The sequence below is a fragment of the Methylocystis silviterrae genome, assembly GCF_013350005.1.
GTDB classification, from domain to species: domain Bacteria; phylum Pseudomonadota; class Alphaproteobacteria; order Rhizobiales; family Beijerinckiaceae; genus Methylocystis; species Methylocystis silviterrae.
Genome location: NZ_JABVWW010000002.1, coordinates 120,458 through 146,200, shown reverse-complemented (window position 1 = coordinate 146,200; position 25,743 = coordinate 120,458). Strand labels below are relative to the sequence as shown.

16 protein-coding genes and 1 tRNA gene are annotated in these 25,743 nt (G+C 64.4%); 10 read left to right on the top strand and 7 right to left on the bottom strand.

Annotated features, from left to right (window positions below):
• Position 1: 1 nt before the first annotated feature.
• Entirely contained in the window at positions 2-394 is a 393-nt protein-coding gene (locus HUN39_RS02555; protein WP_175092949.1) for an SH3 domain-containing protein, read from the bottom strand.
• Between the two features lie 180 nt (positions 395-574).
• Between HUN39_RS02555 and HUN39_RS02550 the strand changes: the two genes are divergently transcribed.
• The 4 genes from HUN39_RS02550 to HUN39_RS02535 all read left to right on the top strand — a co-directional run bounded on the left by HUN39_RS02550 (position 575) and on the right by HUN39_RS02535 (position 15,155).
• A complete protein-coding gene (locus HUN39_RS02550; RefSeq protein WP_232365863.1) occupies positions 575-5,740 on the top strand; it encodes a hypothetical protein in 5,166 nt (1,721 codons plus the stop codon).
• Positions 5,737-11,598, top strand: a complete 5,862-nt coding sequence (locus HUN39_RS02545) for an alpha-2-macroglobulin family protein (RefSeq protein ID WP_175092947.1) — start codon at positions 5,737-5,739, stop codon at positions 11,596-11,598. Before HUN39_RS02550 ends, HUN39_RS02545 begins: the two co-directional genes overlap by 4 nt.
• 74 nt (positions 11,599-11,672) lie before the next feature.
• On the top strand, positions 11,673-13,982 hold the full coding sequence (locus HUN39_RS02540) for a transglycosylase domain-containing protein (protein ID WP_175092946.1): 2,310 nt from the start codon (positions 11,673-11,675) through the stop codon (positions 13,980-13,982).
• 135 nt (positions 13,983-14,117) lie between these two features.
• Positions 14,118-15,155: an AI-2E family transporter gene (locus HUN39_RS02535; protein ID WP_175092945.1), complete on the top strand. Its 1,038-nt coding sequence runs from the start codon at positions 14,118-14,120 to the stop codon at positions 15,153-15,155.
• Positions 15,156-15,217: 62 nt separating this feature from the next.
• On the opposite strand, the gene murA is transcribed toward HUN39_RS02535, so the two are convergent.
• The 3 genes from murA to HUN39_RS02520 form a co-directional block, all read right to left on the bottom strand.
• Positions 15,218-16,513 carry a UDP-N-acetylglucosamine 1-carboxyvinyltransferase gene (gene murA, locus HUN39_RS02530; protein WP_175092944.1) on the bottom strand — a complete coding sequence of 432 codons (1,296 nt, stop codon included), beginning with the start codon at positions 16,511-16,513 and terminating at the stop codon, positions 15,218-15,220.
• A 259-nt stretch (positions 16,514-16,772) separates the two neighbouring features.
• Positions 16,773-17,993: a beta-ketoacyl-[acyl-carrier-protein] synthase family protein gene (locus HUN39_RS02525; protein WP_175092943.1), complete on the bottom strand. Its 1,221-nt coding sequence runs from the start codon at positions 17,991-17,993 to the stop codon at positions 16,773-16,775.
• Between the two features lie 173 nt (positions 17,994-18,166).
• Positions 18,167-19,051: a UTP--glucose-1-phosphate uridylyltransferase gene (locus HUN39_RS02520; protein ID WP_175092942.1), complete on the bottom strand. Its 885-nt coding sequence runs from the start codon at positions 19,049-19,051 to the stop codon at positions 18,167-18,169.
• Between the two features lie 217 nt (positions 19,052-19,268).
• On the opposite strand from HUN39_RS02520, the gene galE reads away from it, so the two are divergent.
• The 5 genes from galE to HUN39_RS02495 all read left to right on the top strand — a co-directional run bounded on the left by galE (position 19,269) and on the right by HUN39_RS02495 (position 21,767).
• A complete protein-coding gene (gene galE, locus HUN39_RS02515; protein WP_175092941.1) occupies positions 19,269-20,258 on the top strand; it encodes a UDP-glucose 4-epimerase GalE in 990 nt (329 codons plus the stop codon).
• An 86-nt stretch (positions 20,259-20,344) separates the two neighbouring features.
• A complete protein-coding gene (locus HUN39_RS02510) occupies positions 20,345-20,674 on the top strand; it encodes an ArsR/SmtB family transcription factor (RefSeq protein WP_175092940.1) in 330 nt (109 codons plus the stop codon).
• Positions 20,675-20,676: 2 nt separating this feature from the next.
• Positions 20,677-21,144 carry an SRPBCC family protein gene (locus tag HUN39_RS02505; protein ID WP_175092939.1) on the top strand — a complete coding sequence of 156 codons (468 nt, stop codon included), beginning with the start codon at positions 20,677-20,679 and terminating at the stop codon, positions 21,142-21,144.
• Between the two features lie 68 nt (positions 21,145-21,212).
• A tRNA-Arg gene (locus HUN39_RS02500) sits at positions 21,213-21,289 on the top strand.
• A gap of 265 nt (positions 21,290-21,554) precedes the next feature.
• Positions 21,555-21,767, top strand: coding sequence for a hypothetical protein (locus HUN39_RS02495; protein WP_175092938.1), 213 nt, complete (start codon positions 21,555-21,557; stop codon positions 21,765-21,767).
• 793 nt (positions 21,768-22,560) lie between these two features.
• On the opposite strand, the gene HUN39_RS02485 is transcribed toward HUN39_RS02495, so the two are convergent.
• Together HUN39_RS02485 and HUN39_RS02480 are read right to left on the bottom strand one after the other, a co-directional pair.
• The gene (locus tag HUN39_RS02485) at positions 22,561-23,409 is read right to left on the bottom strand and encodes a bestrophin-like domain (protein ID WP_232365861.1); all 849 of its coding nucleotides are present in this window, start codon (positions 23,407-23,409) and stop codon (positions 22,561-22,563) included.
• Complete coding sequence (locus HUN39_RS02480) at positions 23,406-23,606, bottom strand: DUF2905 domain-containing protein (protein WP_175092936.1); 201 nt, start codon at positions 23,604-23,606, stop codon at positions 23,406-23,408. The genes HUN39_RS02485 and HUN39_RS02480 overlap by 4 nt, the downstream gene beginning before the upstream one ends.
• Before the next feature lie 570 nt (positions 23,607-24,176).
• On the opposite strand from HUN39_RS02480, the gene HUN39_RS02475 reads away from it, so the two are divergent.
• On the top strand, positions 24,177-24,860 hold the full coding sequence (locus tag HUN39_RS02475) for an alpha/beta hydrolase (protein ID WP_175092935.1): 684 nt from the start codon (positions 24,177-24,179) through the stop codon (positions 24,858-24,860).
• A 114-nt stretch (positions 24,861-24,974) separates the two neighbouring features.
• Here HUN39_RS02475 and HUN39_RS02470 read toward each other — a convergent pair whose 3' ends face one another.
• Positions 24,975-25,733: a class I SAM-dependent methyltransferase gene (locus HUN39_RS02470; RefSeq protein WP_175092934.1), complete on the bottom strand. Its 759-nt coding sequence runs from the start codon at positions 25,731-25,733 to the stop codon at positions 24,975-24,977.
• Between the last annotated feature and the right edge of the window lie 10 nt (positions 25,734-25,743).

Genomic DNA, 25,743 nt, shown 5'->3' with positions numbered 1-25,743 from the left:
TCTAGCAAGGAAAGCGGTTATGATAGCCGAGCAGGTCGCCAAGCGGCCAGCTGTGGCGCAACTCCGCTAACGGCGAGGCGAAATATTGGCTGCTGCCCGAATAGGGATAGCCGAAATCGCAGCCGGACGTCTGGGTGACCCTAGACGACATGAACACAAGCTCTAGGGTCGCGACGAAAAAACGCCTCTTGTCGATGGCGATGCGCGTCCAGCTTGGATCGTCGCGCAAGATTTTGACTTCTGTTCCCGCCGGCGCGGTCGTGATCGCCGCGTAATTCTCCTCTGGACCGGCGCGCAGCACCGCCGGGTAGGCGAGCGTCAGCTTTATCGCCGCCGCCTGCTGACCGCAGGAGAGCGCGCCGAAAAGAACAAAGGCAAATAGCGACCGACGCATGCCGACTTCCCTGGTTTTGATGTGCGCTCGCGCAATCCCCAGACGCAGAACCTAGCCTAAAAGATATTCCCGCCGGCTCCAAATGGCGTCGGCCAAACAAGCGCATGGGACAGCGGCATGGACGAATCGTCGGCGCAACGAGAGGCGCGTGGCTCTCGACTCAGGCGCGGCGCGCGGCCTATGCTTGCCTCCAGCGGCGGCGCGGCCTTTCCGGCAAGTCCGCCGCCGGCTTACGGTGCGCTCATGCGGCGGATCGCGTTTTCTCTTGTCGCCGCCTTTGCGGCGTATTTTGCGCAGCCGTTGTGGCGCGCCACACAGAACGCAATCGCCGAAACAAGAGCCAAACCAAGCTCGATCAGCATTACGCCAGGCGAGTTGGCCGCGGATCGCGACGGCGCGAGCCTCATCGCCGTGCCGGCGCCAGGCCGCTATGCGATTCGTGCAAAAAGTCCCTCCGGCGCGCGCATCGAACTCGTCGACATGATCGCCGGCCCGCTTGACTCAAGCGGCGCGCCCGGCCTGCGCGACGGACGCATCGACGCGTTGCTCGATAAGGGCGTCTACAAGATACGGGTTTTCGGCGTGAAAGGCGCGAGCGGCAAGACCGCGCTCTCCGCGCAGGCGTTCGTCGAAGCCAGCCCGTCAAAGCCGACGCTCGCGCCAGGGCGCATCCAAAGCGGCGAACTCGGCGATCTGCAGCAACGCTCCTATTCCTTCGACGTCGGCGCCGAGGGTCGCGTGAGCCTTGAAGCGATCGGCCGGGCGCTCAGCGACCTGCGCGTCTGGCGTAGCGACGGCGAACTCGTCGATCTCGCCTTCGAGCAGGAGACGGTCGAAACAAAGCCGGGCCGCGCGATGAATCGGCTGCGTGTTGAAGGCGCGCTGGAGCCCGGGCGCTATGTCGTCACCGCCTATGGCGGCGAGAAGCTGGTCTGGGCGCAAGGCGATGCGGCGCAGCCCTTCTTGCTGCGGCTCGAACAGCCGGCGCTGCTCGCGGCGGGCGTCGCCGAGGGCGTGATCGGCCCCTTTGGCGCCGCGCGCTTTGACGCGCCGGCAAGCTATGACGCTTTCCGTCTTGACCTCGCGGAGACGACGCCGGCGCGGCTTGAAGCGCGGCGCAACGCATCGAAAGAGATCGCGACGATCTCGAAGAACAGCCGCACGCCCTCCGCGAACCTTCGGCTCGCGTCCGACGGCAAGACGAACGCGCATCTTGAAGTCTCCGGCTACGAGGGTCAGGCGTTCACGCTGCGCGGTCTGCGTCAGTCGGACCGCGAAACATTCGAAGCGTCTGGACCGCATCTTGTCGGCGTCGATCTTGCTGGCGACGGCGGCGACGAAGCCCCTGCCACGGCGCTCTTCGCGCGCATAGAGAAGGATGGCAAGGCGCGGGTGATCGCCTCGGACGCGCCGCGCATCGGCGCCGGAAAAGCGTGGCGCGGAAAATTCAACCTGTTCGGGCCGACGTCGATTCTCTTCGAGGCGACGCGCGACGGACTCGTCGCGATCGATGCTAAAGGCGTCAAGGTCGACGCTTCGATCGAACCGGCGCTTGGCGCGCTGGCGCCCCGCGCGGACGGAAAGAACCCGGCGCGCTACGATCTCCAGGCAGGCTATTATTTTCTCAAGCTCGAGCCGAAGGGCGATTCCGGCGGCGTGATCGACGTGACGCTCGGCCCGCCCGGACTCTCTGTATCAGCGCCTGCGGCGGCGCCTTCGCGCCCCACAATTGCCTTCGGGACGCAGACTCTCGAACGGGACGGCTCCTATCTCATCCTGACGAATGTCGCGCCGCAACTCCTAACCGGGCCGCGCGTCGTCGCGCTGCCCATTGAACTCGACAAGGCGCCATTGGCGCTCTGGCAGGATGCAGGCAAGGACGTCACGTTGCCGGTGCGGCTTCCCAAGACCGGCAAGGCGATTGCACGCGACTGGCATAACGCCGATGTCGCGCTGACCCTCGCCGATCAAAAGGAAGAGAACGCGCAGCGTCTCGCGACAATAAAGATCGCGGCGTCGGAAAAACCGCGCGCGCTGGGACTCATCTTCGTTCCCGAACCGACGCCGGCAAAGGTGGATGAAGCAGGCAAGCCCGCGCCAACGGCGCTTTCCGCCACGCTCGCGCGTCCGGCTTTTTTTGATCTTGGCCGCGACGAAACGAAACGCATGCGCTTCGACGTGCCGCAAGGCGGGCTCTACCGGGTCGAAACGCTCGGGCGCATGAAGACGGCGCTGCGCGTCGGCGCGACTGTTTCGCCGCGGCTTGGCGAAGGCGACGCGAATGGACCCGGCGACAATGCGCTGGTGACGGCATTTCTGCGCGCCGGCGGCTATCGCGCGGCCGTCACCGCGAAGGACTCTTCCGGCCATTTGGGCCTTGCCGTTTCGCCTGCGACTCTCGCGCCGACGGCGAAACTTGTCGATGCGGGAATCGCGCGGGCGACGCTCGATTCCGGCAAGGGCGCGATCGTGCCGATCGAGATCACCCGCTACGGCGAATATCGTATCGAACTTCTCGGCCTGAAGCAGAAATGGCGCGCGAGATTGGAGGACGCCGACGGCTGGCCGCTCGCGGCGCCGGGCGAAATGCAGCGAGTCACGCGGCGGTTCGAGAAAGGCGTCTATCGGCTGGTCGTCCTGCCGAGAGACGTCGAAGCGCGCATGGCGGCCCGACTGACGCCAGTCGTCGCCGCGAAGGCGCTGGAAGGGCATGGTCCGCATCCCCTGCCCTTCGGCAAAGCGCAGAGGCTGCAATGGCGCGAACCGCAGGCGCGCGATGCGCCGCGCACGCCCGATGTCTGGCGCTTCGCGCTCTATGGCGACGCAAAGATCGATCTTTCGATCGGCGAAGGCATGATTGGCGAAATCTTCAAAGGCGAGAAGGACAGCGTCGGCAAAGTCGCTGCGGGCAGGCCGTTCAAGTCGAAACTGACCGCCGGCGAATATCGGATCGAGGCGCGAAGCCTCGCCCATGACGACCGTCTCGACTACGAAGTTTCGCTCGACTCGAAAGAGTTGCAGCCCGATGCGCGGCGCGTCGTCGAACCTCCGACTCGCGTCGATTTTTCGCTGGCGAAGGACAGCGTCGTCGACCTTTCGAGCTTCGGGGACATCGAAACGATCGGCGTGCTGAAAGACGGCGGGGGCGATGTGATCGAGCGCCTGCAGCCGCGCGCCGATGATTGGAACGTCGCGTTGTCGCGACGCCTGCCAGCGGGAAATTACCGGCTGGAACTCGAAAAGCTTGGCGCTGAGCCGCGCGCCCCTGCGGAGGTTGAAGAAGCGCCCAGCGAGGAAACCGAAGACGTTTCCAATGAAGGAGAAGCCGCGGAAAGCGAGGACGCGCCTCTCAGCGGCGTCGAGCTTCGCCTGGCGCTGCCCGTTGAGAAGAATGACGGCGCGCTGACGTTCTCGGGCGAGAAGACGCTGAACGGCGCCGGCGCGCATGTTCTTTCCCTCGCGCCGGCGCCCGCCGGGAGTCTCGCGCTGATCGCGGCGCGCTCCGAAGGCGACGTCGCCATCTCAATCGAGCGGCGCGAGCCCAACGGCCAATGGCGCGCGATCGGCGTCGAGCGCGGACGCTCGCCCGTCGCGGCATGGCCAGCGGCCAACGACGGCGAACTGCGCGCGGTGGTCTGGGCGATCGGCGGTGAAGACACGCCGATCACGCTCGCCGCCCGCGCGGTCGAACGGCGCGCGCGCAGGCTTGGCGAAGTCGCCCTTGATCCGGTCGACGGCGTCGCAGGAGTCTGCGTCGCCAAGGTTGCAACACCCGACGCGGCCCTCGTGACGCTGGCGACGCAAGAGAATATCGCCGCCGGCTCGATGGCGGGGACATTATTGCGCGCGGCGCGCTCCGGACCGCTCGCGCCGCAAGCGCAGGAACTGTGGCTGATGGGGCGCGGCGACTGCGCCTCCCGGGCCGGGGTCGCCGCTTTCGACTGGAAGGGCGCCGAGATTTCGCTCGACATCGGCGAAGGCGAGCGCGCTCATCTCGTTCCGCTCGCGCCAGCCGCCGGCAAGTTGCGGCTGTGGCTCGCCCGGTCCGCCTTCGCGCAGCCGGCGCTCGACGGCGGACACGGCGTCGGCGTGGCAAAGGGCGCGGCGCTGGCGCTCGCTGGCGATACGCCGCTTGCGCTCTGGAACGGTGAAGGAAGCGCGGCGATGCGCGTCGCGCTGAGCGCGATCGACGTCGAGACACTGCCGGCGGTGAAAGGCGGCGCGCTGTTTTCGGGGATCATCGCGCCGATGAGCGCGCAGCCTGTCGACATGGATGACGCCGCAGGGCCGCTCGCGCTCGACCTCGCCGGAGGGCTCGCCGCTTTTGCGCAGCCGCGCGTCGTCTTTAGCGATGGCGCCGCCACGTCGCGCATTCTGCACGGCGTCAAATCGCGCGTGCTTCTCGTCAATCTGACGCAAGCGCCGCTGCCGGCGCGCATCGCGCGCGAGACTGGCGAGAACAGACGGCTCGACGCAACGCGCGCATTCACGCGGTTCTTCCCCGCGGCCGGACAGATTTCGCAGCCGCTCGACGCGCAGAAGAATGACAGGCTGATCGTCAGCGGCGCGCAGGCGACCGTCATTGCGAACAGCGGCCGGATCACGCGCGGCGAGAACATTGCGCTGGACGGCGCGGGCGAAGCGATCATCAAACATGGACCCGGGCTTGTCGCCTTATGGATCGAGCGCGCCGGCGTTTCGCCCTGGCCTGCGGCCACGGCGCGCGCGCTCAATCTACCGCAGCGCGCCGCGCTGGAGGGCGCGGCGATGCGCTTTTCGATCAAGAGCGATAAGCCCGCGCTGTTGAGAGCGACGGGCGGCGCGCCGGCGATCGTCGGTTTCACGCAAAATGGCAGGCGGGAGACGCTCGCTTTCGCCAATGGCGTCGATCTTCATCGCTACATGACGCCGGGCGAAGCGACGCTCGACATTTACGCGCCTTATGACGGCGCGCTGTCCGGCATGCTCGATATTTCGACGCAGCCCGTTACTGAGGCGCATGAAGGCGTGAATGACGCGGTGGCGGTTTCGCCCGGCGCAAGCGCGCTCTTCAGCTTCGAGGTGAAGGACGCGCGCAACATCGGCCTCGGCCTGCGCGCGGAACCCGACCGCATCAGTGCGCGGCTGATGGATGCGCAAGGCAAGACGCTCGGTGAAGGCGTCGCGCAGACGATGACGCTTTCGCCCGGCCGCTATTTTATCGAGGCGCGAACGCCCGCCGACGCGCCGGCGACGACGGTCCGCGTCGCGATCGTCGGGCTGTCGCCGCCTGTGAACGCGCCGCCGGCGGAGATCGTCGCCGAGCTGCTCGACAAGGCCGGCATGAAGAAAAGCAAGGCGCAATGATTGCGAAAGGCGCGGCGATGAAAAAACTTCTGCTTCTCTCTCTTTGCGCATTTCTTGGCGCGTTTCTTGGCGCAGCGGCGCCGCTGCGCGCCGAGGCCCCGCCCGTGTTCGATCGCGCGCAACGCGCCGACGGCGCGCGCGTCGCGCCGGATAGGTTTTTGCGCGCTTATGATCCGGTGACGGTCTTCTTCTCTAGCGACACGGGGCCGAAGGCCGGCGGAGCGGAAGACACGCCGCAAAAATATGTGACGATGACCCCGCAGCCTGCCGGCGAATGGCGCTGGCTCGGTCCGCGCGCGCTGCAATTTCGTCCCGCCGACGCCTGGAAGCCGCTGTCGCGCGTGAGCGTGAAACTCGGCGCGGCGGAGACCAGACTCGTCGCGCTGCTGCCGACGCCGCGTTCCACCAATCCCGCCGAAGGCGCCGATCCGCAGCTCGAACTGACGCAGATCGCCCTCACCTTCGCCGAGCCGGTCGACGTCGCCGCGCTGGCGCGGCTGCTGTCGATCGAAATTCGTCCCTCTCCCGGCGTCTCGCCGCAGGGCGGACAAATGCTCAGCGCTTCGGCCTATGAGATCCGCGCGCTGGAGCGGGGCGAGCGCGCCGAGGAACAGACCTACGTCATCCGTTTCCGTGAACGGATCGCCGACGGCCGCGTCGCGATCCTGCGGCTTCGCCTTTCCGACGAAGCCGGACTCGACGACCAGACCTATGAATTGCGGCTGCGCACCGCGCCGCCCTTCGCGGCGACTGAGGCGAGCTGCGGCCGTGGCTGGAGCGACGACCGCGGCGAAAACGTGTTGCGTTGCGCGTCCTATCTCATGTCCCCGGAGAGCGGCGACGAGGAAGGCGAAGCCGCCGCCATCCCCTATGCGCCGGCGAGCAAGCGCCAGCTTACGCTCTCTTTCAACGCGACGCCCGAGACGATCGACATTCTGCGTGCGCGCGAGGCGCTGCGCATCACGCCGCCCGTCGACGATCTTGCCGTCGAAACCGACGGCAGGCGAGTGCGCATGGTCGCGAAATTCCTGTCGGACCAGATTTACGAACTCTCCATCGCGCAAGGCGCGCTGAAAGACTCGCAAGGACGCGCGCTGGCGAGCGCCTTCTCGCAGCGCTTCGCCTTCACCCGCGACGCGCCGGCGCTGCAATGGGACGCGGGCTATGGCGTCGCCGAACGGCTCGGTCCGCAGCTTCTGCCGCTGCGCGGCCGCGGCTATGACCGCGCCGACATCCGCATCCACGCCATCGATCCGCTGTCGCGCGACTTCTTTCCCTTCCCGGCGCATGGCGTCGAAACGAGCGATTCCGACGCGCCGCCCCTGCCCGGCAACGAGCCAAAGTCGTGGAGCGAGACCGCAAACATCGAGGCTGAGGCGATCAAGCAGCGCATCAAATCGCTCGGATCTCCCGCGGTGTCGCGACTCGTCGATCTGCCGATCCGCCGCAATGGCCCCGACGCGAAATTCGGCGTCGACCTCAAAGAAGATTTCGCCAAAGTCAGCGGCCGCGACCAACCGGGGACCTATCTCGTCGGCCTGCGCGCGGTCGATGACGACAAGCGCCGCTGGCTGCGCGTGCAGATCACCGATCTCTCGCTGTCCGCCATCGAAGAGCCGACGCGGGTGCGCTTCACCGTCACTTCGCTGTCGACGACGCAGCCCCTGAGCGGCGCTCAAATCCGCGTCGAAGGGATCAAGGACGAAAAATTCGTCACGCTCGCGAGCGGAACCACCGACGCTTCGGGCTTCTTTTCGTGGACGCCCGACAAGCGCGGCGCCGGCGAAGCGCGCCGCGTCGTCGTGAACAAGGGGCTCGATACGCTCGTCATCGACCCCAACAGCGCGCCCTCGGAATATTCGCGGGAAATCTGGTCGAAGCCGGAGTCGGAATGGCTCGCCTGGACAAGCGAGGCTGACCAGCCGCGCGCCGAAAAGCCGCGCACGCTCTGCCATCTCTTCTCCGAGCGGCCGATCTATCGGCCGGAAGAATTCGCGCACATCAAGGGCTTCGTGCGCAGCTATCGCGGCGGGGCGCTGAGCCTGACGAAGACCGGCGGAACGCTTGTCGTGACAGGGCCCGCCAATCAGGAGTGGCGCATTCCGGTGAAGCTCGACGCGAGCGGCGGCTTCTATCACAAATTCGACGCGCAAACTCAGGCGACCGGCGACTATTCGGCGCGGTTCGAGCCGGATACGCCGAAAAAGGCGAAGAAGCCGGAAGCGCAGAAGACCGAAACGGAAGAAGCCGCCGAGGGAGAGAGCGAAGCGGCCGAGCCCACTCAGGACATTTCCTGCGGCCAGTTCACGTTCAAGAAAGAAGCCTATCGACTGCCGACGTTTGAGGTCGTGCTCAATGCGCCGCAGACCGTTGCGCTCGACGGGACCTTCGACGTCGACCTCCTTGCCCGTTATTTCGCTGGCGGACTTGCGGCGGAGCGCCCCATCAAATGGCGGGCCGCGCAATTTCCGCATGTCTTCACGCCGCCGGGGCGCGAAGGCTTCCTCTTTTCGACCGACGCGCGCTTCTCCGGCGACGGCAAGTTCAAATCGACGGCTGTGCTGGAGCGCGATCAGCGTACCGACGCCGGCGGCGCCGCCCGCATGACCTTCGACACCGCGATCGAGCCGACGGCGCAGCCGCGCCGCTACTCCATCGAAGCGACGGTGACCGGCGACGACGGCATAGAAGTGCGCAATGTGCAGAACGTCATCGCGCTGCCGCCTTTCGTGCTCGGCGTGAAGACGCCGCGCTATGTGGAGCGTCCCGGCGCCGTGACGCCGGAGTTCATCGCCATTGACGGCAAGGGCGACGCGGTTGTCGGTCTCGAGATGACGCTGCGGCTCATCAAACGCAACTGGATTTCGACGCTGCAGGCCTCCGACTTCGCGCAGGGCGCGGCGAAATATGTCACGCAGACGCAGGACGACGTTCTGATCGAACGCAAGGTGACGAGCGCCAAGGAGGCGCAGAAACTCGAATTGGCGACGCGCGACGCCGGCGTCTATGTCGTGCAGCTTGAGGCCTATGACAGGCTCAAGCGCCGTCAGCAGGTGAGCGTCGACTTCTTCGTCGGCGGCGATACGCCCGTCACTTTCGCGCGGCCGCCAGCCGAATCCGCGACAATCACGACCGACAAGGACAAATATGCGCCGGGCGAAACGGCGACGCTGATTATCCAGTCGCCATTCCAGAATGCGCGCGCGCTCGCCATCGTCGAACAGCCGAGCGGCGTCTATGATTATGAGTTCGTCGACATCGCCAATGGCTTCGGCCGCTATGCTCTGCCGGTCAGAAAAGAGCAGACGCCAAAGCTCGCCGTGCATTTTCTGATCATGCGGGGACGGCTGAAGGATGCGCCGCCGCAGCCGACGGCGAGTTTCGACCAAGGCAAGCCTGTCACCATCGCAGCGACGAAATGGATCGAGGTGACGCCGGTCAAGAACATCGTCAATGTGAAGATCGAACATCCGGCCAAGGCGCGCCCCGGCGACGCGATCGAGGTCGCGCTACGCCTTTCCGACGACGCCGGCAAGCCACTCGCCGGCGAAGCGACCTTCTGGATGGTCGATCAGGCGGTGCTGTCGCTTGCAAAGGAACGCCCGCTCGATCCGTTGCCCGACTTCATCGTCGAGCGCGAAACCAAAATGGCGGCGCGGGACACGCGCAACATGGCGTTTGGCGTCATTCCGCTCGAAGAGATCGCCGGCGGCGACGGCGACGAACTGCAGGAATGGGGCGCTGAGAACAATATTTCCGTGCGCAAGAATTTCACGCCCGTGCCGATCTATCTGCCGAGCGTGAAGATCGGCCCCGACGGCGTCGCCAAAATCAAGGTGCAGCTTCCCGATACGCTGACCGTGTTCAAGCTGCGCGCCAAGGCGGTCAGCGGGCCGGATCGCTTCGGCGCGGCCGGCGGCGAATTGCTGATCCGTCAGGCGCTCGTCGCGCAGCCGGCGCTGCCACGCTTCATTCGGCCAGGCGATTCCTTCGACATCGGCCTTGTCGCGCGGATCGTCGAAGGACCCGGCGGCGCCGGCAAGGCGTCGATCACGGCGCCGGCGCTGACGCTCTCGGGCGAGACGAGCCGCAAAATCGAATGGACGCAGAACAAGCCTGTGCGCATCGATCTGCGCGCGGCAGCGCCGGCCCAACTCGCCGGCGAAGCGACGCTCGGCTTCCGCATCGAGCGCGACGCCGACCGCACGAAAGACGCGGTCGAAATCGCTCTGCCGGTGAAAGAGGATCGCGAGGCGACGCGCCGCTTCGAATTGGTTGAGATCGCGCCCGGCGAAACGAAGACGCTTGCTCCTGCTGGCGAGCAGGCGCGACCGGGAAGTTTCTCGCGCGAAGCGATCGTCGCCGCCGACCCCTCGCTCGTAAGGCTCGTCGCCGGATTGAATGCGCTCGTCGAATATCCCTATGGCTGCACCGAGCAACGGCTGTCGCTCGCGCGCGGCGGGCTGGCGCTGAAGAGCTTCGGGCCAATTCTCGCGGCGGCGGGGCTCGAGGATCGCGTCTCCGCCAACGTCAAATCAACGGAGCAGATCATCGACCAATCGATCGACGCCGACGGGCTCGTCGCCTTCTGGCCGCGTTCGCGCGGCACGGTCTCGCTGACCGCCTGGTCTTACGATTTCCTCGCGCGGGCGGAGCGCGCCGGAGAGCCGATCGACAAGACCCTTTTGGATCGTCTCGCCAATATCCTCAAATTGTCATTGCGCTCCGATTATCCGCGACTGCTGTCGGGCGACGAATTGCGCGAACGAGTCGAGGCGCTTTCGGCGCTGGCGGAAGGCGGCAAGCTCGACGATTCCTATGTCGCGGAATTTTCGCGCCGCGCCGACTTCCTGCCCAATATCAGCGTCGCGCAGATGGCCTCCGCCGCCGCGCTTCTGCCCAATGTCGATCAGCGCGCGCTCGCCGCGCTGATCGATACGATGTGGAGCCGCGTGAAATTCGCCAGCCGCAATGGCGTGCAGGTCTATGCCGGACAGGCGGCGGAGAGCGCCTCGCCGATCATTCTGCCTTCCGAAACGCGCAGCGTCGCCGAAATGGTGCGCGCCGCGGCGCTTTCCGCCTCGGGCGATCCGCGCGCCAATGCGCTACGCGATGCGCTGCTGCGGCTTGGCGAAGGCGACGGCTGGGGAACGACCAACGCCGACGCCGCCGCCATCGAAGCGCTGGCCGAGGGGTGGCGGCGGCCCACCGCATCGATCGGCGTGACCTTCAATGATGGCGGACAGGATCGCGCGCTGACGCTCGACGCCAATACGCCGGTCGTCCGCCATGTTTCCAGCAGCGACGCGCCGCTGAAGATCGTCAACGGCTCCAACGCGCCGCTCGTCGCGATGATCGAGACCAGCTACATGCCGGTCGAGCCTGGCGCAAAGGCGCAACCGACGAGCGACGGCTTTACGATCACGCGGCAGGGCTGGCGCATCGAAAGCGGCAAGGCGCCGGAAAAGATCGACGTTCGCGACGGCGTTTTGCAGGTGAAGCAGGGCGACCTCGTCGAAGAGACGGCGGAAGTGGTCAATCCCGAGGATCGCACCCATGTCGCCATTTCGATTCCGCTCGCCGCGGGCTTCGAGCCGCTCAATCCCAATCTCGCCACGGCGCCTGCCGAAGCGCAGCCCTCAATGGCGCCGACGCTGCCGCCGAGCTGGGTCTCTTATGGCGACGACCGGGTGTTCTACGCCTACGATTCGCTGCCGAAGGGAACCTATCGCTTCGCCTTTCGCCTGCGCGCGCAAACGGCGGGCGCCTATACGCAGCCGCCGGCGCTTGTCGAAGCGATGTACAAGAAAGGTCTTCGGGCGACGAGCGCCGGCGCGCGGGTGGAGATTGGGAAGTAATGACTGTTGGTGACGCTGCGCCGACGCGCCCCTTCTCCCGCTCGCGGGAGAAGGTGTCATGCGGAGCATGACGGATGAGGGTCGCTTGGTTCACCCTCACCCGACCCCGCTTCGCGGGGCCACCCTCTCCCGCGTGCGGGAGAGGGTTCGCGCGCGGAATTTTTCTCGCTCTCACTGCAGCGTTCATCGCAGGAGCCGCCTGGCTCTCGCATGAGGCGCTGTCGCGCGCCGCGCTTATTTCTCCGCGCGCCAGCGCCATCGTCTACGATCGCAACGGCGCCTTTCTCACGCAGATCGGCGAGAAGACGCGCGATCCTGCGACCAAAACCCCGCGCGTCGATTACGGCTATTGGCCGCTCGCCTCAATTCCGCAGCGCATGGCGCGCGCGACGCTCGCTCTCGAAGACCGCCGCTTTTATGATCATCCCGGCGTTGACGTCCGCGCGCTGCTGCGCGCCGCATGGCGCAATCTGACGACGCGCGGCAGACGCGAAGGCGCCTCGACGATCGCGATGCAGGTCGCGCGCATGCAAGGCGAGCGGCCGCGCTCATTCGCCGAAAAGCTGATGCAGGCGGCGACGGCGCTCGCCATCGTCGCGCGCAATGGACATGAGGCGACGCTGGCGCATTATCTGCGCCTCGCCCCTTACGGATTGAACGGCCATGGCGTCGCCCATGCCGCGCGCTTTTATTTCGACAAGCCTGTCGAAGACCTCTCCTGGGCGCAGGCGGCGCTGCTCGCCGCCATTCCGCAATCGCCGGGCCGGATGAACATCTCTCGCGAGAGCGGTCTGACACTGGCGACGGCGCGCGCGCGGCATGCGATCGCCCGGCTCGAAAAGGAAGGCGCGCTCGACGCCGCGCAGGCGGCGCTGGCGCGCGCCGAGCTCGATCATATGCGGCCGCTCGACGCCAAGCGTCGTCCCGAGACGCTGCATCTGGCGCTGCGCTATGAAACGCTCGCGCGCGAGGGCTTGGCGCGGCCCGCCGCGGAGGGCGACCGACGCATCAATGCGACGATCGATTTGGCGGTCGAACAGGACGTGCTGCGGCTCGCCCGCCGCTATCTTTCGAACTTCCGCCGCCGCGGCGCACGGCAGGTCGCGGTGATGGTCATTGAGCGAGGAACCAACGCCGTCATCGCCGACGTCGGCTCATCGGATTATAATGATCCGCAGGCAGGCGCATTCGATTTCACTCGCGTGCGGCGTTCGCCCGGCTCGACGCTAAAACCCTTTATCTATGCGCTGGCGTTCGAGCGCGGCGTTCTCAAGACCACAGACCTCTTAAACGACATTCCCGAAGGCGCCTCGGGCGTATCGAACGCCGACGGGCTCTATCTTGGACCGCTGACGCCGCGTCAGGCGCTCGCCAATTCGCGCAACGTGCCGGCGACAAATCTGCTGCGGCGCGTCGGGCTTGAGGCGAATTTCAACTTCCTTCGCGACCTCGGCCTGCACGATCTCGAAACGCCGGCGGAGAGTTTCGGAATTTCGATGGCGATCGGCGCCTTGCCGGCGCGGCTTGAAGACGTGATGCGCGCCTATGCCGCGCTCGCCGACGACGGGATCATGCGCGAACTTGCGTTCACCCGCGACGACGCGCGACGTCCGGCGCGGCGCGTATTGTCAGTCGACAGCGCGCGGCTGATCGCCTCGATGCTCTCCGACCCGCAGGCGCGGCTTCCCTCTTTTCCACGCTACGGGGCGCTCGAATATCCGTTCGCGGTCGCCGTGAAGACCGGCACGTCGCAAGCCTATCGCGACGCCTGGACGATCGCCTTTTCGCATAAATTCATCGTCGGCGTGTGGCTCGGGCGCGGCGATGCTGGCCCAATGCGTTCGATGACGGGCGTTTCATCGGCGGCGCGGATCGCCCACGCCGTGCTGGCGAAGCTGCATGACGCCAAGCCCGGAGACATCGCGCCGGAAGTTTTTGCGCCGCCGCCGGGACGCATCGCCATCGATCTCTGTCGCGCCGACGGCGGCGCCGACTGCGCGCAGACGTTGCGCGAATGGGTGAAGCCGGCGGAACGGCGAGAGGCCGAGACCTATGAGAGGAGTCCTGCTCAAGGCGAGAGCATGGCGTCCGCGCCGGACTCTCAGGCGACAGTCGCCACGCCGCTCGTGATCGCGACGCCGGAGCACAACACGCATATCTGGCGAAACCCGGAGCAGCCGGAGCGCTTCAACCGACTCGCATTGAAGCTCGCGCCAACAGGCGCAGATGCGCAGATCGTCTGGACGATCGACGGCGAGCCTTTCGCCACGGCGCAGGCGAACGAGACGGTGTTCTGGCCGATGACGCCCGGCCGACATCGCATTCAGGCGCGGCTGGCGCTCGCCCCGGTCGCGTCGCGCACGGTGAAGGTTGTGATCGAGTGAACGGACATATCCGGGAAACCGTCGTTTCAACCCATGCAGGCGCAAAATCGCCAAATGCGTGAATCGAAGTAGATGGTTCTCAGTTGCAGCGCTAGATTGATCGCCAATTAGCGATTGAACATTGACCGGTGCGCCATGGACAACAAAGTCGTGAGCATTATGGCCGGGCTCGTCATAGCGTTCGTTGTGCTTGCAGCGTCTTCCATGGCTCAGGTTGTGTTCGAGCCGGTGATCTTTGCGATATTCATCTTCGCGCTGATATGGCCGCTGCAGAAAGCCCTCGCGTCCAGAATGCCAAAAGCTTTGGCGCTCCTGATCACCATTGTCGTGACGCTTGGCGTCGTTGTCGCGCTGACGTCGATGATCGTCTGGGGCGCCGGCGAAATCGCGGACTGGATACGTCACAATCTCGTGAAGATTGGAACGACATTCCGCAACTCCACGAAGTGGCTGGAGGATCACGACATATTCGTGATGTCGCATGTGACGGAAAATTTCGATGCTGCTTGGTTGATAGGCTTTCTGCGAGCAGTCGCGACAAGGATCAACGTTCTTGTTGGCTTCTCTCTTCTGGTCTTCATCTTCTTGGTCATGGGCCTTGTCGAAACAGAAGATTTTCAAAATCATATCGCGACGTTGAAAGACCAAGAAACAAGTCGTCGTTTGTTGATGGCCAGCCAGTCGATCGCGCGGAAATTCCGCAAATATATGATTGTGCGCACAATTGCGAGCGTCGTTACGGGCGTCGCGGTCGGCGGTTTTGCTCTGCTCCTGGGACTTGAGCTTGCGGCCGCCTGGGGAATCCTGGCCTTCGCGCTTAACTATCTACCGTATATCGGGGCGTTAATCGTTACCGTTTTACCGGCGTTGTTTGCTCTTGTTCAATTCGAATCCTGGCAAACCGCGATGTTCGTGTTCGTGACTCTCGCTGTGATGCAATTTGTCATTGGCAGCTATCTCGAGCCGCTGCTTTCGGGTTCAGCGTTGGCGATTTCACCATCCGTCGTGACATTTGCGGTCGTTCTGTGGACTTTTCTGTGGGGCCTTCCAGGAGCCTTCATCGGGGTCCCGCTGGCGATCGCTTTTCTCACCCTCTGCGCGCAGTTTCCGTCAACTCAGTGGATCGCCACGATGTTCTCCGGAACATCGCGTACACGGTCGCTGCCGGACTGAGCAACCTCGATTCAAGAGAATCGATTGAGTTCGAAGGCCCCGAACGAATTGCTACGCCTCGCTCAACCCGTCGCGCTGATGCGCTCGATTTCGGCGCCGCAGCCGCGCAGTTTCTTCTCCAGACGCTCGAAACCGCGATCGAGATGATAGACGCGGTTGATCGTCGTCTCGCCGCGCGCGGCGAGCGCCGCAATAACGAGCGAGACGGAAGCGCGCAGATCTGTCGCCATCACCGGCGCGCCATCGAGGTGATCCGCTCCCGTCACGATCGCAGTATCGCCTTCGAGCTTGATACGGGCGCCAAGCCGCGCGAGCTCCTGCACATGCATGAAGCGGTTCTCGAAAATCGTCTCGGTGATGCGCGAAACGCCCTTGGCGCGCGTCATCAGCGCCATGAACTGCGCCTGCAGATCGGTCGGGAAAGCCGGGAACGGCGCCGTCGCGACATTGACCGGCGAAATGCCCGCGCCGTTACGCGTCACCCGCAGTCCTTCATTCGTCTCGGTGATGCTGGCGCCGGCCTGCACGAGGGCGTCGAGCCCCGCCTGCAGAAGATCGGCGCGCGCGCCGGCGAGCAGAACGTCGCCCCCCGTCATCGCCACCGCCATGGCGTAGGTGCCAGCCTCAATGCGATCAGGCATGACCGCATGTCTGGCTCCGAAAAGCGAACCCACGCCCTCGATCTCGATCGTCGACTGGCCGGCGCCCTTGATGCGCGCGCCCATTTTTATGAGGCAGTCGGCAAGATCGACGACTTCGGGTTCGCGCGCGGCGTTGCGCAGCACGGTGGTTCCGCGCGCGAGCGACGCCGCCATCAGCGCCGTATGCGTGCCGCCGACCGTGACTTTGGGAAAGTCGATCTCGGCGCCGACCAGACCGTTCTTCGCCGAGGCGACGACGTAACCATTTTCGATGTCGAGTTTGGCGCCGAGCTTCTCCAGCGCCATGAGCAGCAGATCGACGGGCCGCGTGCCGATGGCGCAGCCGCCCGGCAGCGACACGCGCGCCTCTCCGCAACGCGCGACGAGCGGCGCGAGCACCCAGAAGCTGGCGCGCATGCGCGAGACGAGATCATAGGGCGCGGTGGTGTCGACGATTTCGCGCGCGGTGAGATGAACGGTGCGGCCGGCGTCGACGGACTCGCCGGTGCGCTTGCCGGCAATGGCGTAATCCACGCCATGATTGCCAAGGATGCGCTCGAGAAGCATCACGTCCGCGAGGAGCGGCATATTGGCGAGCGTCACGGTTTCGCGCGTCAGGAGCGATGCGATCATCAGCGGCAAGGCGGCGTTCTTCGCGCCGGAGATCGGAATCACGCCATTCAGCCTGGTCCCGCCGACGATCTTGATCTTATCCATCACCCCTCGCTGTGGGTTTTCGAGTTCCCGCCGTTTTTCGCTGGCGCCTGGTTCCGCAGCGCGCGTTCGCGCGCCTTGCGACGGGCAAGATTGGCGCGCAAGGCGGCGGCAAGCGCCGCCTTCTTCTTCGGCTCGCCGTTAGACTTCGGGCTAAAATCCGCCCCTTTTGGGGCGCCGCCCCTGCCCTCCTCGTCGTTCCCTGTCATCGCGGTCGACCGCCCTTCTTGCGAAACTACTGCAATTCTAGGGCCCTATCCGATCAAGTCATCGCCCGCACGGCGAGCGTGGCGTTGATGCCGCCAAAGGCGAAAGAATTCGAGAGCGCGACGCGAATCGGCATTTCGCGCGCGACATTGGGGATGGCGTCGACCGCGCATTTGGGGTCTGGCTCAAGAAAATTGATCGTCGGCGGCGCGATCTGATCGCGCAGCGCGGAAATCGTCACGACGAGCTCCAGCCCGCCGCTCGCGCCGAGCGCATGGCCGTGCACGGGTTTCGTTGACGAAACCGGCGGCGGCGTGTCGCCGAAGACGGCGCGCATCGCCTGCGACTCGGTGATGTCATTGGCGTAGGTCGCGGTGCCATGGGCGTTGAGATAATCGACGTCTTCTGGATTCAGTCCGGCGCTTTCGAGCGCAAGCCGCATGCAGCGCGACGGGCCTTCGACATCGGCGCGCAGCGGATCGAAAGCGTCGCTCGTCGTGCCATAGCCGGCGAGTTCGCAGAGCGGTGTCGCGCCGCGCGCCAGCGCGCCTTCCAGCGTTTCCAGGATGACGACGGCGGCGCCTTCGCCAAGCGTCATGCCGTTGCGCTTTTGCGAGAACGGGCGGCAGAGATCCGGCGTGAGAACGCGCAGCGCCTCCCACGAACGAATCGAACCGTTGATCACGCAGGCTTCCGCCCCGCCGGCGATGGCCCGGTCGGCGCGGCCGGCGCGCAGCATTTCAAAGGCTTCGCCGATGGCCTGCGCCGCCGAGGAACAGGCGGAGGCGAGCGCGAAGGTCGGTCCCTTGGCGCCGTAGCGCATGCCGAGAGTCGTCGGCGCGGCGCTCGGTATCAGGCGCGGCACGGTCAGCGTATCCGGACGGCCGTCGAGCTTATATTCAAGATAGGCGTTGTTATCGATGGTCGTGGCGCCGCCGATGCCGGTGCCAATGATGACCGCGGTGCGCGGCCCGCCGACCGCCTTGCGCTCAAACCCCGCCTGCGCCAGCGCCTCGTCGGCCGCGACGATGGAAAATTGGGTGAAGGGATCGCAGTAGGGAAGCAGTTCGGCTTCGATATGCGCCGCCGGATTGAAATCCGGGACCTGCGCAGCGATCTTAATTCGCCCCACATAGGGGCGCTCCGATCTCAGCGGGCGCACGCAAGACGCGCCGTCACGCGCCGCGCGCCACAGCGGCGTCGCGCCAACGCCGGCGGCCGACACCGCGCCCATTCCGGTAATGACGATTCTGCGCGCGGCGCCTTGTTGCGGCATCAGTGTTCAATCCCTTGCTTGCTTTCAACCACGCGCGGCCACGCGCCGATCTTAAGAATCGTTTGAAGGTTTAATGACTGGCGCGCCGGCGTCAAACGAGGGACCGCACGCAGACAAAAGCCGCCGTTCGCTCAAGACGCCCACAAACCACTGTCTTTTTTTGGATATACACTCTAATCGAGCATCTTCTTCAGCTCGGCGCGCAGGCCCTCCGCGACGTCCGGCCGCGCCAGGCCAAAAGCCACATTGGCCACGAGAAAGCCAAGCTTCGAGCCCGTGTCATGGGTGCGTCCGTCGAAGCGTACGGCGTGGAAGGGCCGCGTCTTCGCAAGATGGATCATGGCGTCGGTGAGCTGGATTTCGCCGCCAGCGCCTTGTTCATGCTTTTCGAGCAGCCCGAAAATTTCCGGCTCCAGAATATAGCGACCGGAAATGATGAAATTGCTCGGCGCCGTCCCCTGCGGCGGCTTCTCGACCATGCCGGTGATTTCGAACGTCGCCCCGTAATCCTTGCCGCGCGCCACAATGCCGTATTGATGCGTCTCTTCCGGCTTCACTTCCTCGACCGCGATGATATTGCCGCCATGTGTTTCGTAAGCCGCGACCGCTTCTGCGAGACAGCGCGCGCTTTTGCCTCGCGCGGGAAGCGTGATCATGTCGGGCAGGAGCACCGCGAAGGGCTCGTCGCCGACGATGTCGCGCGCGCACCATACGGCGTGGCCGAGGCCAAGCGGCGCCTGCTGGCGGGTGAAGCTCGTCGCGCCCGCGGCCGGCAGGTCCGACATCAGCGCTTCATATTCCTTGGTCTTGTTGCGGCGGCGCAGCGTGTCCTCAAGCTCATAGGCCATGTCGAAGTGATCTTCGATGGCCCCCTTGCCGCGCCCGGTGACGAAAATGAAATGCTCTATTCCGGCTTCTCGCGCTTCGTCCACGACATGCTGCACGACCGGGCGGTCGACGACGGTCAGCATCTCCTTCGGCACGGCCTTGGTGGCGGGCAGAAAGCGCGTGCCGAGACCGGCGACGGGGAAAACAGCCTTGCGAATGCGTTTGCTCATGGATGGGCCCATTGAGAGGTGAGACGGCGAAGCGGTGATAGCGGCGAATTGTTCCGGAAGCGACTCGCCGCGTGAACGAGGGAAGGCTTCTTGAAACCGGGCCGTTTAGCACGATTTGGCTGGATCGTAGAGTTCGAGACGCGAACGGCGCAAAAGACATGAGGCGTCAGGACTGCGGCGTTAACATCAGTCGAAGATGCGAGAGGAAGGTTGTGGCATGACGGTTCTGGTTACGGGCGGCGCCGGCTATATCGGCAGTCATACGGTTCTCGAACTGCTCGACGCCGGCGAAGGTCCGCCCGTCGTGCTCGACGATCTCTCGACCGGCTTCCGCTGGTCGGTTCCAGAGGGGACGCCGCTCGTGGTCGGCGATTTTGGCGACGCGGATCTCGTCGCCGATCTGATCGAGCGCCATGGCGTCGATGAGATCATTCACTTCGCCGCAAAGCTTGTCGTTCCTGACTCCGTCGCCGATCCTCTCGGCTATTATCTCAACAATACGGCGAAAGCGCGCACCCTGCTCGCGACGTCGGTGGCGCGTCGCGTCAAGCGCTTCATTTTTTCTTCGACCGCCGCGGTCTACGGCGACCCGCTGCAAAATCCGGTCAGCGAGGACGAGCCGTTGAAGCCGGTTTCGCCCTATGGGCGATCGAAGCTCATGGTCGAGTGGATGTTGGAGGATACGGCGCGCGCGCACGGCCTTGCCTATGTCGCTCTACGCTATTTCAACGTCGCCGGCGCGGATCCGAAGGGGCGTTCGGGGGAATCGACGCCCGAGGCCACGCATCTCATCAAGGTCGCCGTGCAGGCGGCGCTCGGCCTGCGCCCGAAGCTGCAGGTCTTCGGCGACGATTACCCGACGCCGGACGGCACATGCGTGCGCGACTATATCCAGGTCACCGATCTCTCGCGCGCCCATCTCGACGCCTTGCGCTATCTGCGCGACGGCGGCGCCAATCTCACCGCCAATTGCGGCTATGAGCGCGGCTTTTCCGTGCTCGAGGTGATCGAATCGGTGAAGCGGGTTTCGGGCGTCGATTTCGACGTCGAAATCGCCCCGCGCCGGCCAGGCGACCCTGCCGCGATCGTCGCGGCGAACGAAAGAATCCGCCGGACGCTCGGTTGGACGCCGCAGCATGACAATCTCGACGAGATCGTTCGCCAAGCTCTGGAGTGGGAAAAGCGCCTCATGGCGCGCGGCGGCTGATACAGCGCAGGAATGCGTCCGTCCAACACTTAAGCGGTTTGTGAAGTTTCTGTCGCCGCTTACGCTGCGCGATGATACTTAAGCACATGCCTAAGCGTTCTGAGAGCCTCGATCGCATGTTCTCGGCGCTCGCCGATCCGACGCGACGCGCCATGGTCGAGCGCCTTGCGCGCGGGCCGGCGAATGTCAGCGAATTGGCCGGGCCGCTCAACATGTCGCTTCCAGCGGTGATGCAGCATCTGCAGACTCTGGAGCGGAGCGGGCTTGTGACGAGCCGAAAGACGGGGCGCGTGCGCACCTGCCGCATCCAGCCAAAAAGATTCGACGCCGCGCAGGCGTGGCTCGCGCGGCAACGCGCGCATTGGGAGGCGCGCTTCGATCGTTTGGACGCGTTCCTGGAGAAAAGCGAGGATTAAGGATGGGCGATCAAAAACTGGATCTTGAAATTTCCCGCTTCGTGGCCGCCCCTCGCGCGCGCGTCTGGAAGGCTTGGACCGACCCGGCCCTCCTCAAGGAATGGTGGTGCCCGCGGCCCTGGAAAACCGAGGTTCGCGCCTTCGACTTTCGTCCCGGCGGCGGCTTCCACACGTTCATGAGCGGGCCGGATGGCGGAGAAAGCGACAATCCCGGCTGCTTCCTTGACGTCACGCCACAGGAGCGCATCGTCTTCACCTCGATGCTGGTCGGCGGCTGGCGTCCCGCCTCGCCCTGGCTCGCATTTACGGCAATTCTGACCATGGCCGACGAGGGCTCCGGCACGCGCTACGTTGCGCGCGTCATGCACAAGGACGCCGCCGAACGCCGACGCCATGAAGAATTGGGCTTCTACGATGGCTGGAGCGCATGCATTACGCAGCTCGAGGAAGTGGCGCGGAATATTTCCTGAGGAGTAATGCCGGCCGGCGCACGCACGGAATTTTTTTAAAGCGCGCGCCGTGCTAAAGAAGCTCGCACGGTCCCGTAGCTCAGCAGGATAGAGCAGCGGTTTCCTAAACCGAAGGTCAGGGGTTCGAATCCCTTCGGGACCGCCAATGCAATCAATAACTTATAGTCAGAAAAATCCAGCAAGTTGACAAGCCACGCCTTCTGGTAAGCGCTCGGTAAGCTAAAAGCGGAAACTCAGGGTAAATCGACGCTCGCGATCGAACCCAGATCGCGCGGCGCGATACACGATCATGTCGGCGGGCGGAATGATGACCAGCAACCCAATTCTGATTTTGCGGCCGCCCTCGCGTGCCGGCGCTCATCTAATAGCTGGAGACGTCCATCGAACGCAGGCCAGAGGAGAAAGCAAGAATGCGTAGAGTCATCTTCGCCATGTTGGGCCTGCTGGCCGGGTATGCCGCTGGAGCAGCCCTTGGAGCAGCCCTCGTCTCGCTTTTCTCTGGCAACCTGCACGATAAGGATCTTGAGATCGCGATGACATCTGCCTTCGTCACAGGGCCGACAGGAGCCTTGATCGGGTTGTTGGCCGGATTGTTCATGCCACTCGGCGTCAAAAGGAGGTAAGCGAAAAAAGAAAGGCGAACCCCGATAGAAGTAATGCGATGATCCCCAACGAGCGCACGAAACTTCCGATCTTGTAAAAGCGTTCGCTGCGCATGGAGTGACCGAGGAAATAAAGGCGGATGGAGACGATCAGGAGCTTGAACCAGATCGGGTTATCGCCAAAGGGAAAGAGCGGTCTGATGCGCCATGCACGCCCACCGAAGCCTGATAGCTGACATATTTCTCAGCGCCAGCGGCGAACGCCACGAAGCAGGCTGACGCACAGCTTGCGCCGTTCTGGACAACAGTCGCGATTTTTGCGGTGCGTATAGTATCCGCTAGCTTCACCCCCTCGTAAAGTTGCCCGCCGGGGGAATCTAGACGAACTCCGGAAACCAACCGGCCTGACGCATTCGCCGAGTGTATGATCACAGCGAGGCGGTCTGCGTTAGTCCTGCCCCTGCTTGCCGCGAGGATCGGGCACGTTCTGCAAGACCGTTCTCAGCTTTATGGCAGGCTCTCCATATCAGAGAAGCCTCATTCGAATCAAATAATTCCAATTTATTCAAGCGGCTTTCCGATTTCAGTAAATCGCCCTGGCCAACAGTCGAGGCGTATGGAGCTGCGGCGAATTCGGCGGAACGTCGACGCCGCCGAATCAGATCACCGTCGCCGCGCCACGAATCGCTTGCGCCACCAGGGCGCTCTGTCGTCTTCTTCGGCCTTGTTGCGTTTGGCTTCCAAAGCCCCATCCGCCGCTCGGCTGGCGGACGAATGGCGGTTCGAAAAAAAGCGCAGCGATTGATGAGCGGTCTCAGCGCGCCTCCGGGAAGGTCGCCAGCACCGCTTCAAGCGGCCCTGAATCGACCGTCATGCCGCCGTTAAATGGATTGTCCATCGCGGCGATCAGAAAGATCACCGAGCCGAGAAACAGCGCCATCGCGCCGCTCAGGATCAGATGGACATGGAACTCCATGTCAAAGATGCATATCAGGCCAAGCAACAAAAAGCCGCCGAGGCAGACCACCAGCCACAGCTCCTTGGGAATGCCGTTCGCGCCGGCGGCGATGAGATAGCGGCGATGCTCGACAAGCGTGTTCAGGCGACTGAACGTCTCGGTCTGAACGATTTCCTCGCTTTTCAGCTTGGCCTGAAAACCCATCACCTGCGCGAAGAGCGCCGTCAATCCAGGCGAACGCGAATGGGGGTCCTGAGGAACATTGGGCGGCGGATGGATAGCGTCGATCGCCTCGCGCGCATAGTTGCGCAGATTGTCCTGAAGCGCGCCCCGCGTCGGCTGCGGGAAGCCGTCGAAATCTCGGTGAAGCGTGGCGATCGTCAACGCCTCCTTAGAGAGGATGTCCTGTACGGTAGAAAAATCCTGATAGGCTTCGACTGCGAGCAATCCCAGCAAAATTCCGTAAAGCGTCGAAAAGGCGGCCAACGTCAGCCCGATCATTTCATTGGCGTTGCGACGCCCGTGAATCCACCGATGCGCGAGCCGATTGAAAAGAAAAACGCCGAGCCACGTCACGGCGACCGAGCCGAGGCAGAACAGAGCGGCCATTTGCGGGACGGACAAACTTTTGAACGACTGCGGCACCGGCGCCTCCTTTTCGGCGGCATTAGGAGACGACCGCGTCAGCATTGTCAAAAGGCTCATCGACTGAACAGCCACATGAGCAGACTGATGACGACGCTTAAAATGAGCGACGTGGCGAGCGGGAAATAGAATTTAAAATTGCCACGCTCGACGACGATATCGCCTGGCAGGCGCCCGAGGCCGAATCTCTCGCCGACCATCCACAGAAGGCCGAACCCGACCATGACGAGCCCTGCAATGATGAGAAACTTGGCCATAGGGTCAGCCTTTCATCACGTTGCTGATCGGTGACGTCCATCATTGCTATTTCGTGCGTCTTGGGAAAATCGCCAGCAGCGCCGGCGCGTTGTCACGATTGCCGTTCCAGGTGACACATTGTCGCAAACCCAGGAATCTCAGCGCGCTTCGCTTGACCAGGCGCGTCGTCGAAGTGTAGGTGCCGGCGAAGGGTTCGACGTCATTACATCGCCTGCGGCGAACGGACGCAATCGAACCGACGGCGCATGGCGCGGCTCTTGCGGGAACCTGTTCGAGACGCAAGCCGCGCGACGCTCTGCAAAGCAACCGTCCCACTGAATGGATCGCTCCTGATGCGATCGCCGGCGCGCAGCGTTTGCGCGCGACTATGAGGGTTTTCATGAGGCCTGATCACATTTATCTCGCCATGACCATGGTCAAGCACAGCACGCTGGCCGCCGCTTGCATCTATGCGTTCAAGATCGTCTCATTTTTCGTCAAGACATTATAGTTTCGCGCGCCGTTGCGCCGGCGCCGCGCTTCGCGCATAAACCTCGCCACGCATCTATGCGACGGAAGGGCGCAGGTTCATGGCGGCGATTGATGGTCCGAGAGTGCAGGCGCGTTCCGGCAAGCCAAAGCAGCTCGTCGTTTTTCTTCACGGCTACGGCGCCGACGGCGCCGATCTCATCGAGATCGGCCGCCAATGGCGCGCCTTCCTTCCCGACGCCGATTTCGTCGCGCCGCATGCGCCTGAGCGATGCGCCGCATCGCCGACCGGACGACAATGGTTTCCGCTCACCATGCGCGATCCCGAAGAGCGCTGGCGCGGCTGCGTCGCGGCGCGTCCGACGCTCGACGCCTTTCTGGACGACGAACTCGCCAAGCGCGGGTTCGACGATCGCGCGCTGGCGCTGGTCGGATTCAGCCAGGGCACGATGATGGCGCTGCATACGGGACTGCGCCGCAAGCGCGCGCCGCGCGCGATTCTCGGCTATTCGGGAGTCTATGTGCTCGGGCCGGCGCAGGCGGACGAAGCGCCGCTGGCCTATGAGAAACCGCCGGCCGTCCTTTTGGCTCACGGCGAAGAAGACGAAATGATCCCGGTCGAGGCGCTGCTCATGTCCGCCAATGCGCTTGCCGACTCCGGCGTGCCGACCCAATGGCACCTCTCGGCGCGGCTTGGCCATGGAATCGACGAAACCGGATTGATCCATGGCGCCCTGTTCCTGGCGCAGTCGTTCGGCGTCGCCGTCGAACTTCGCCGACGTTGACGCGCGAAGTTATGGGGCGGGCGCCATCGGCGCGTGAAGACGATATTGCCGCCGATCGCAATTGTCGCCCATCGCATCGTCGCGCGCGATGGCTCGGCGTTTTGGTGCAACGCTCTAACTTATTCCTTCCAGCCCCGCCTCGGCGCCGGCGGGCTCCATCGCCGGCTCAAGTTCGATCGGCAGGCGACGCACGGCGCGGCGCATAACCGGGCGATAGAGCTGCTTCGTCGCCTCCACGATATGCACGCCGCCGCCGGGCAGCGAAAAGCGGCCGGCGATTCGCTCGAAGGCCGGCGCGGAGCGCAGCAGCGAAGCACGCTGGAACGGCGGCACATAAAGCGCCTCGTCCCAATAGAGCGGCAGAAACTGCGCCGCCTGCAACAATTGCTGCAGCTGGCCGCGCGAATAGGGGTGGCCCTGTCCAAAGGGCGTCGTGTCGACGCGCGCCCAAAGCCCCGTGCGGCTCGGCGCGACGATCAGCACCCGGCCGCCCGGCGCAAGAATGCGCCAGACCTCTTCGAGTAGATCATGCGGGTGTTCGTCGGTCTCGAGCGCATGCACGATCAGGATGCGATCCATGCTGGCGTCGGGCAGCGGCGTCATCGACGGCTCGACCAGAGCGGAGGCGGAGCGCCCGTCGAGCGGCCAATGGACGACGCCCTGGGTGGCCGGCATAAATGCAAGAACCCGCTGCGCTTTCTCGCGAAAACCGTCGAGATAAGGGGTCGCGTAGCCAAGGCCGAGCACGCGCAGGCCGGCGTGGTCCTGCCAGCGCGCGCGCACCAGCCGCGACACAAGGCGTCGGGCGACCCCGCCCAGCGCCGTATCGTAAAACGCGCGCAATTCGACAACGTCGAGCATGGCGCGGATCATCGGCGCAATC

Coding starts and splice junctions, on each gene's coding strand:
- HUN39_RS02555 (WP_175092949.1), bottom strand. CDS start 394: ATGCGTCGGTCGCTATTTGCCTTTGTTCTTTTCGGCGCGCTCTCCTGC.
- HUN39_RS02550 (WP_232365863.1), top strand. CDS start 575: ATGCTTGCCTCCAGCGGCGGCGCGGCCTTTCCGGCAAGTCCGCCGCCG.
- HUN39_RS02545 (WP_175092947.1), top strand. CDS start 5,737: ATGATTGCGAAAGGCGCGGCGATGAAAAAACTTCTGCTTCTCTCTCTT.
- HUN39_RS02540 (WP_175092946.1), top strand. CDS start 11,673: ATGAGGGTCGCTTGGTTCACCCTCACCCGACCCCGCTTCGCGGGGCCA.
- HUN39_RS02535 (WP_175092945.1), top strand. CDS start 14,118: ATGGACAACAAAGTCGTGAGCATTATGGCCGGGCTCGTCATAGCGTTC.
- murA (WP_175092944.1), bottom strand. CDS start 16,513: ATGGATAAGATCAAGATCGTCGGCGGGACCAGGCTGAATGGCGTGATT.
- HUN39_RS02525 (WP_175092943.1), bottom strand. CDS start 17,993: ATGCCGCAACAAGGCGCCGCGCGCAGAATCGTCATTACCGGAATGGGC.
- HUN39_RS02520 (WP_175092942.1), bottom strand. CDS start 19,051: ATGAGCAAACGCATTCGCAAGGCTGTTTTCCCCGTCGCCGGTCTCGGC.
- galE (WP_175092941.1), top strand. CDS start 19,269: ATGACGGTTCTGGTTACGGGCGGCGCCGGCTATATCGGCAGTCATACG.
- HUN39_RS02510 (WP_175092940.1), top strand. CDS start 20,345: ATGCCTAAGCGTTCTGAGAGCCTCGATCGCATGTTCTCGGCGCTCGCC.
- HUN39_RS02505 (WP_175092939.1), top strand. CDS start 20,677: ATGGGCGATCAAAAACTGGATCTTGAAATTTCCCGCTTCGTGGCCGCC.
- HUN39_RS02495 (WP_175092938.1), top strand. CDS start 21,555: ATGCGTAGAGTCATCTTCGCCATGTTGGGCCTGCTGGCCGGGTATGCC.
- HUN39_RS02485 (WP_232365861.1), bottom strand. CDS start 23,409: ATGAGCCTTTTGACAATGCTGACGCGGTCGTCTCCTAATGCCGCCGAA.
- HUN39_RS02480 (WP_175092936.1), bottom strand. CDS start 23,606: ATGGCCAAGTTTCTCATCATTGCAGGGCTCGTCATGGTCGGGTTCGGC.
- HUN39_RS02475 (WP_175092935.1), top strand. CDS start 24,177: ATGGCGGCGATTGATGGTCCGAGAGTGCAGGCGCGTTCCGGCAAGCCA.
- HUN39_RS02470 (WP_175092934.1), bottom strand. CDS start 25,733: ATGATCCGCGCCATGCTCGACGTTGTCGAATTGCGCGCGTTTTACGAT.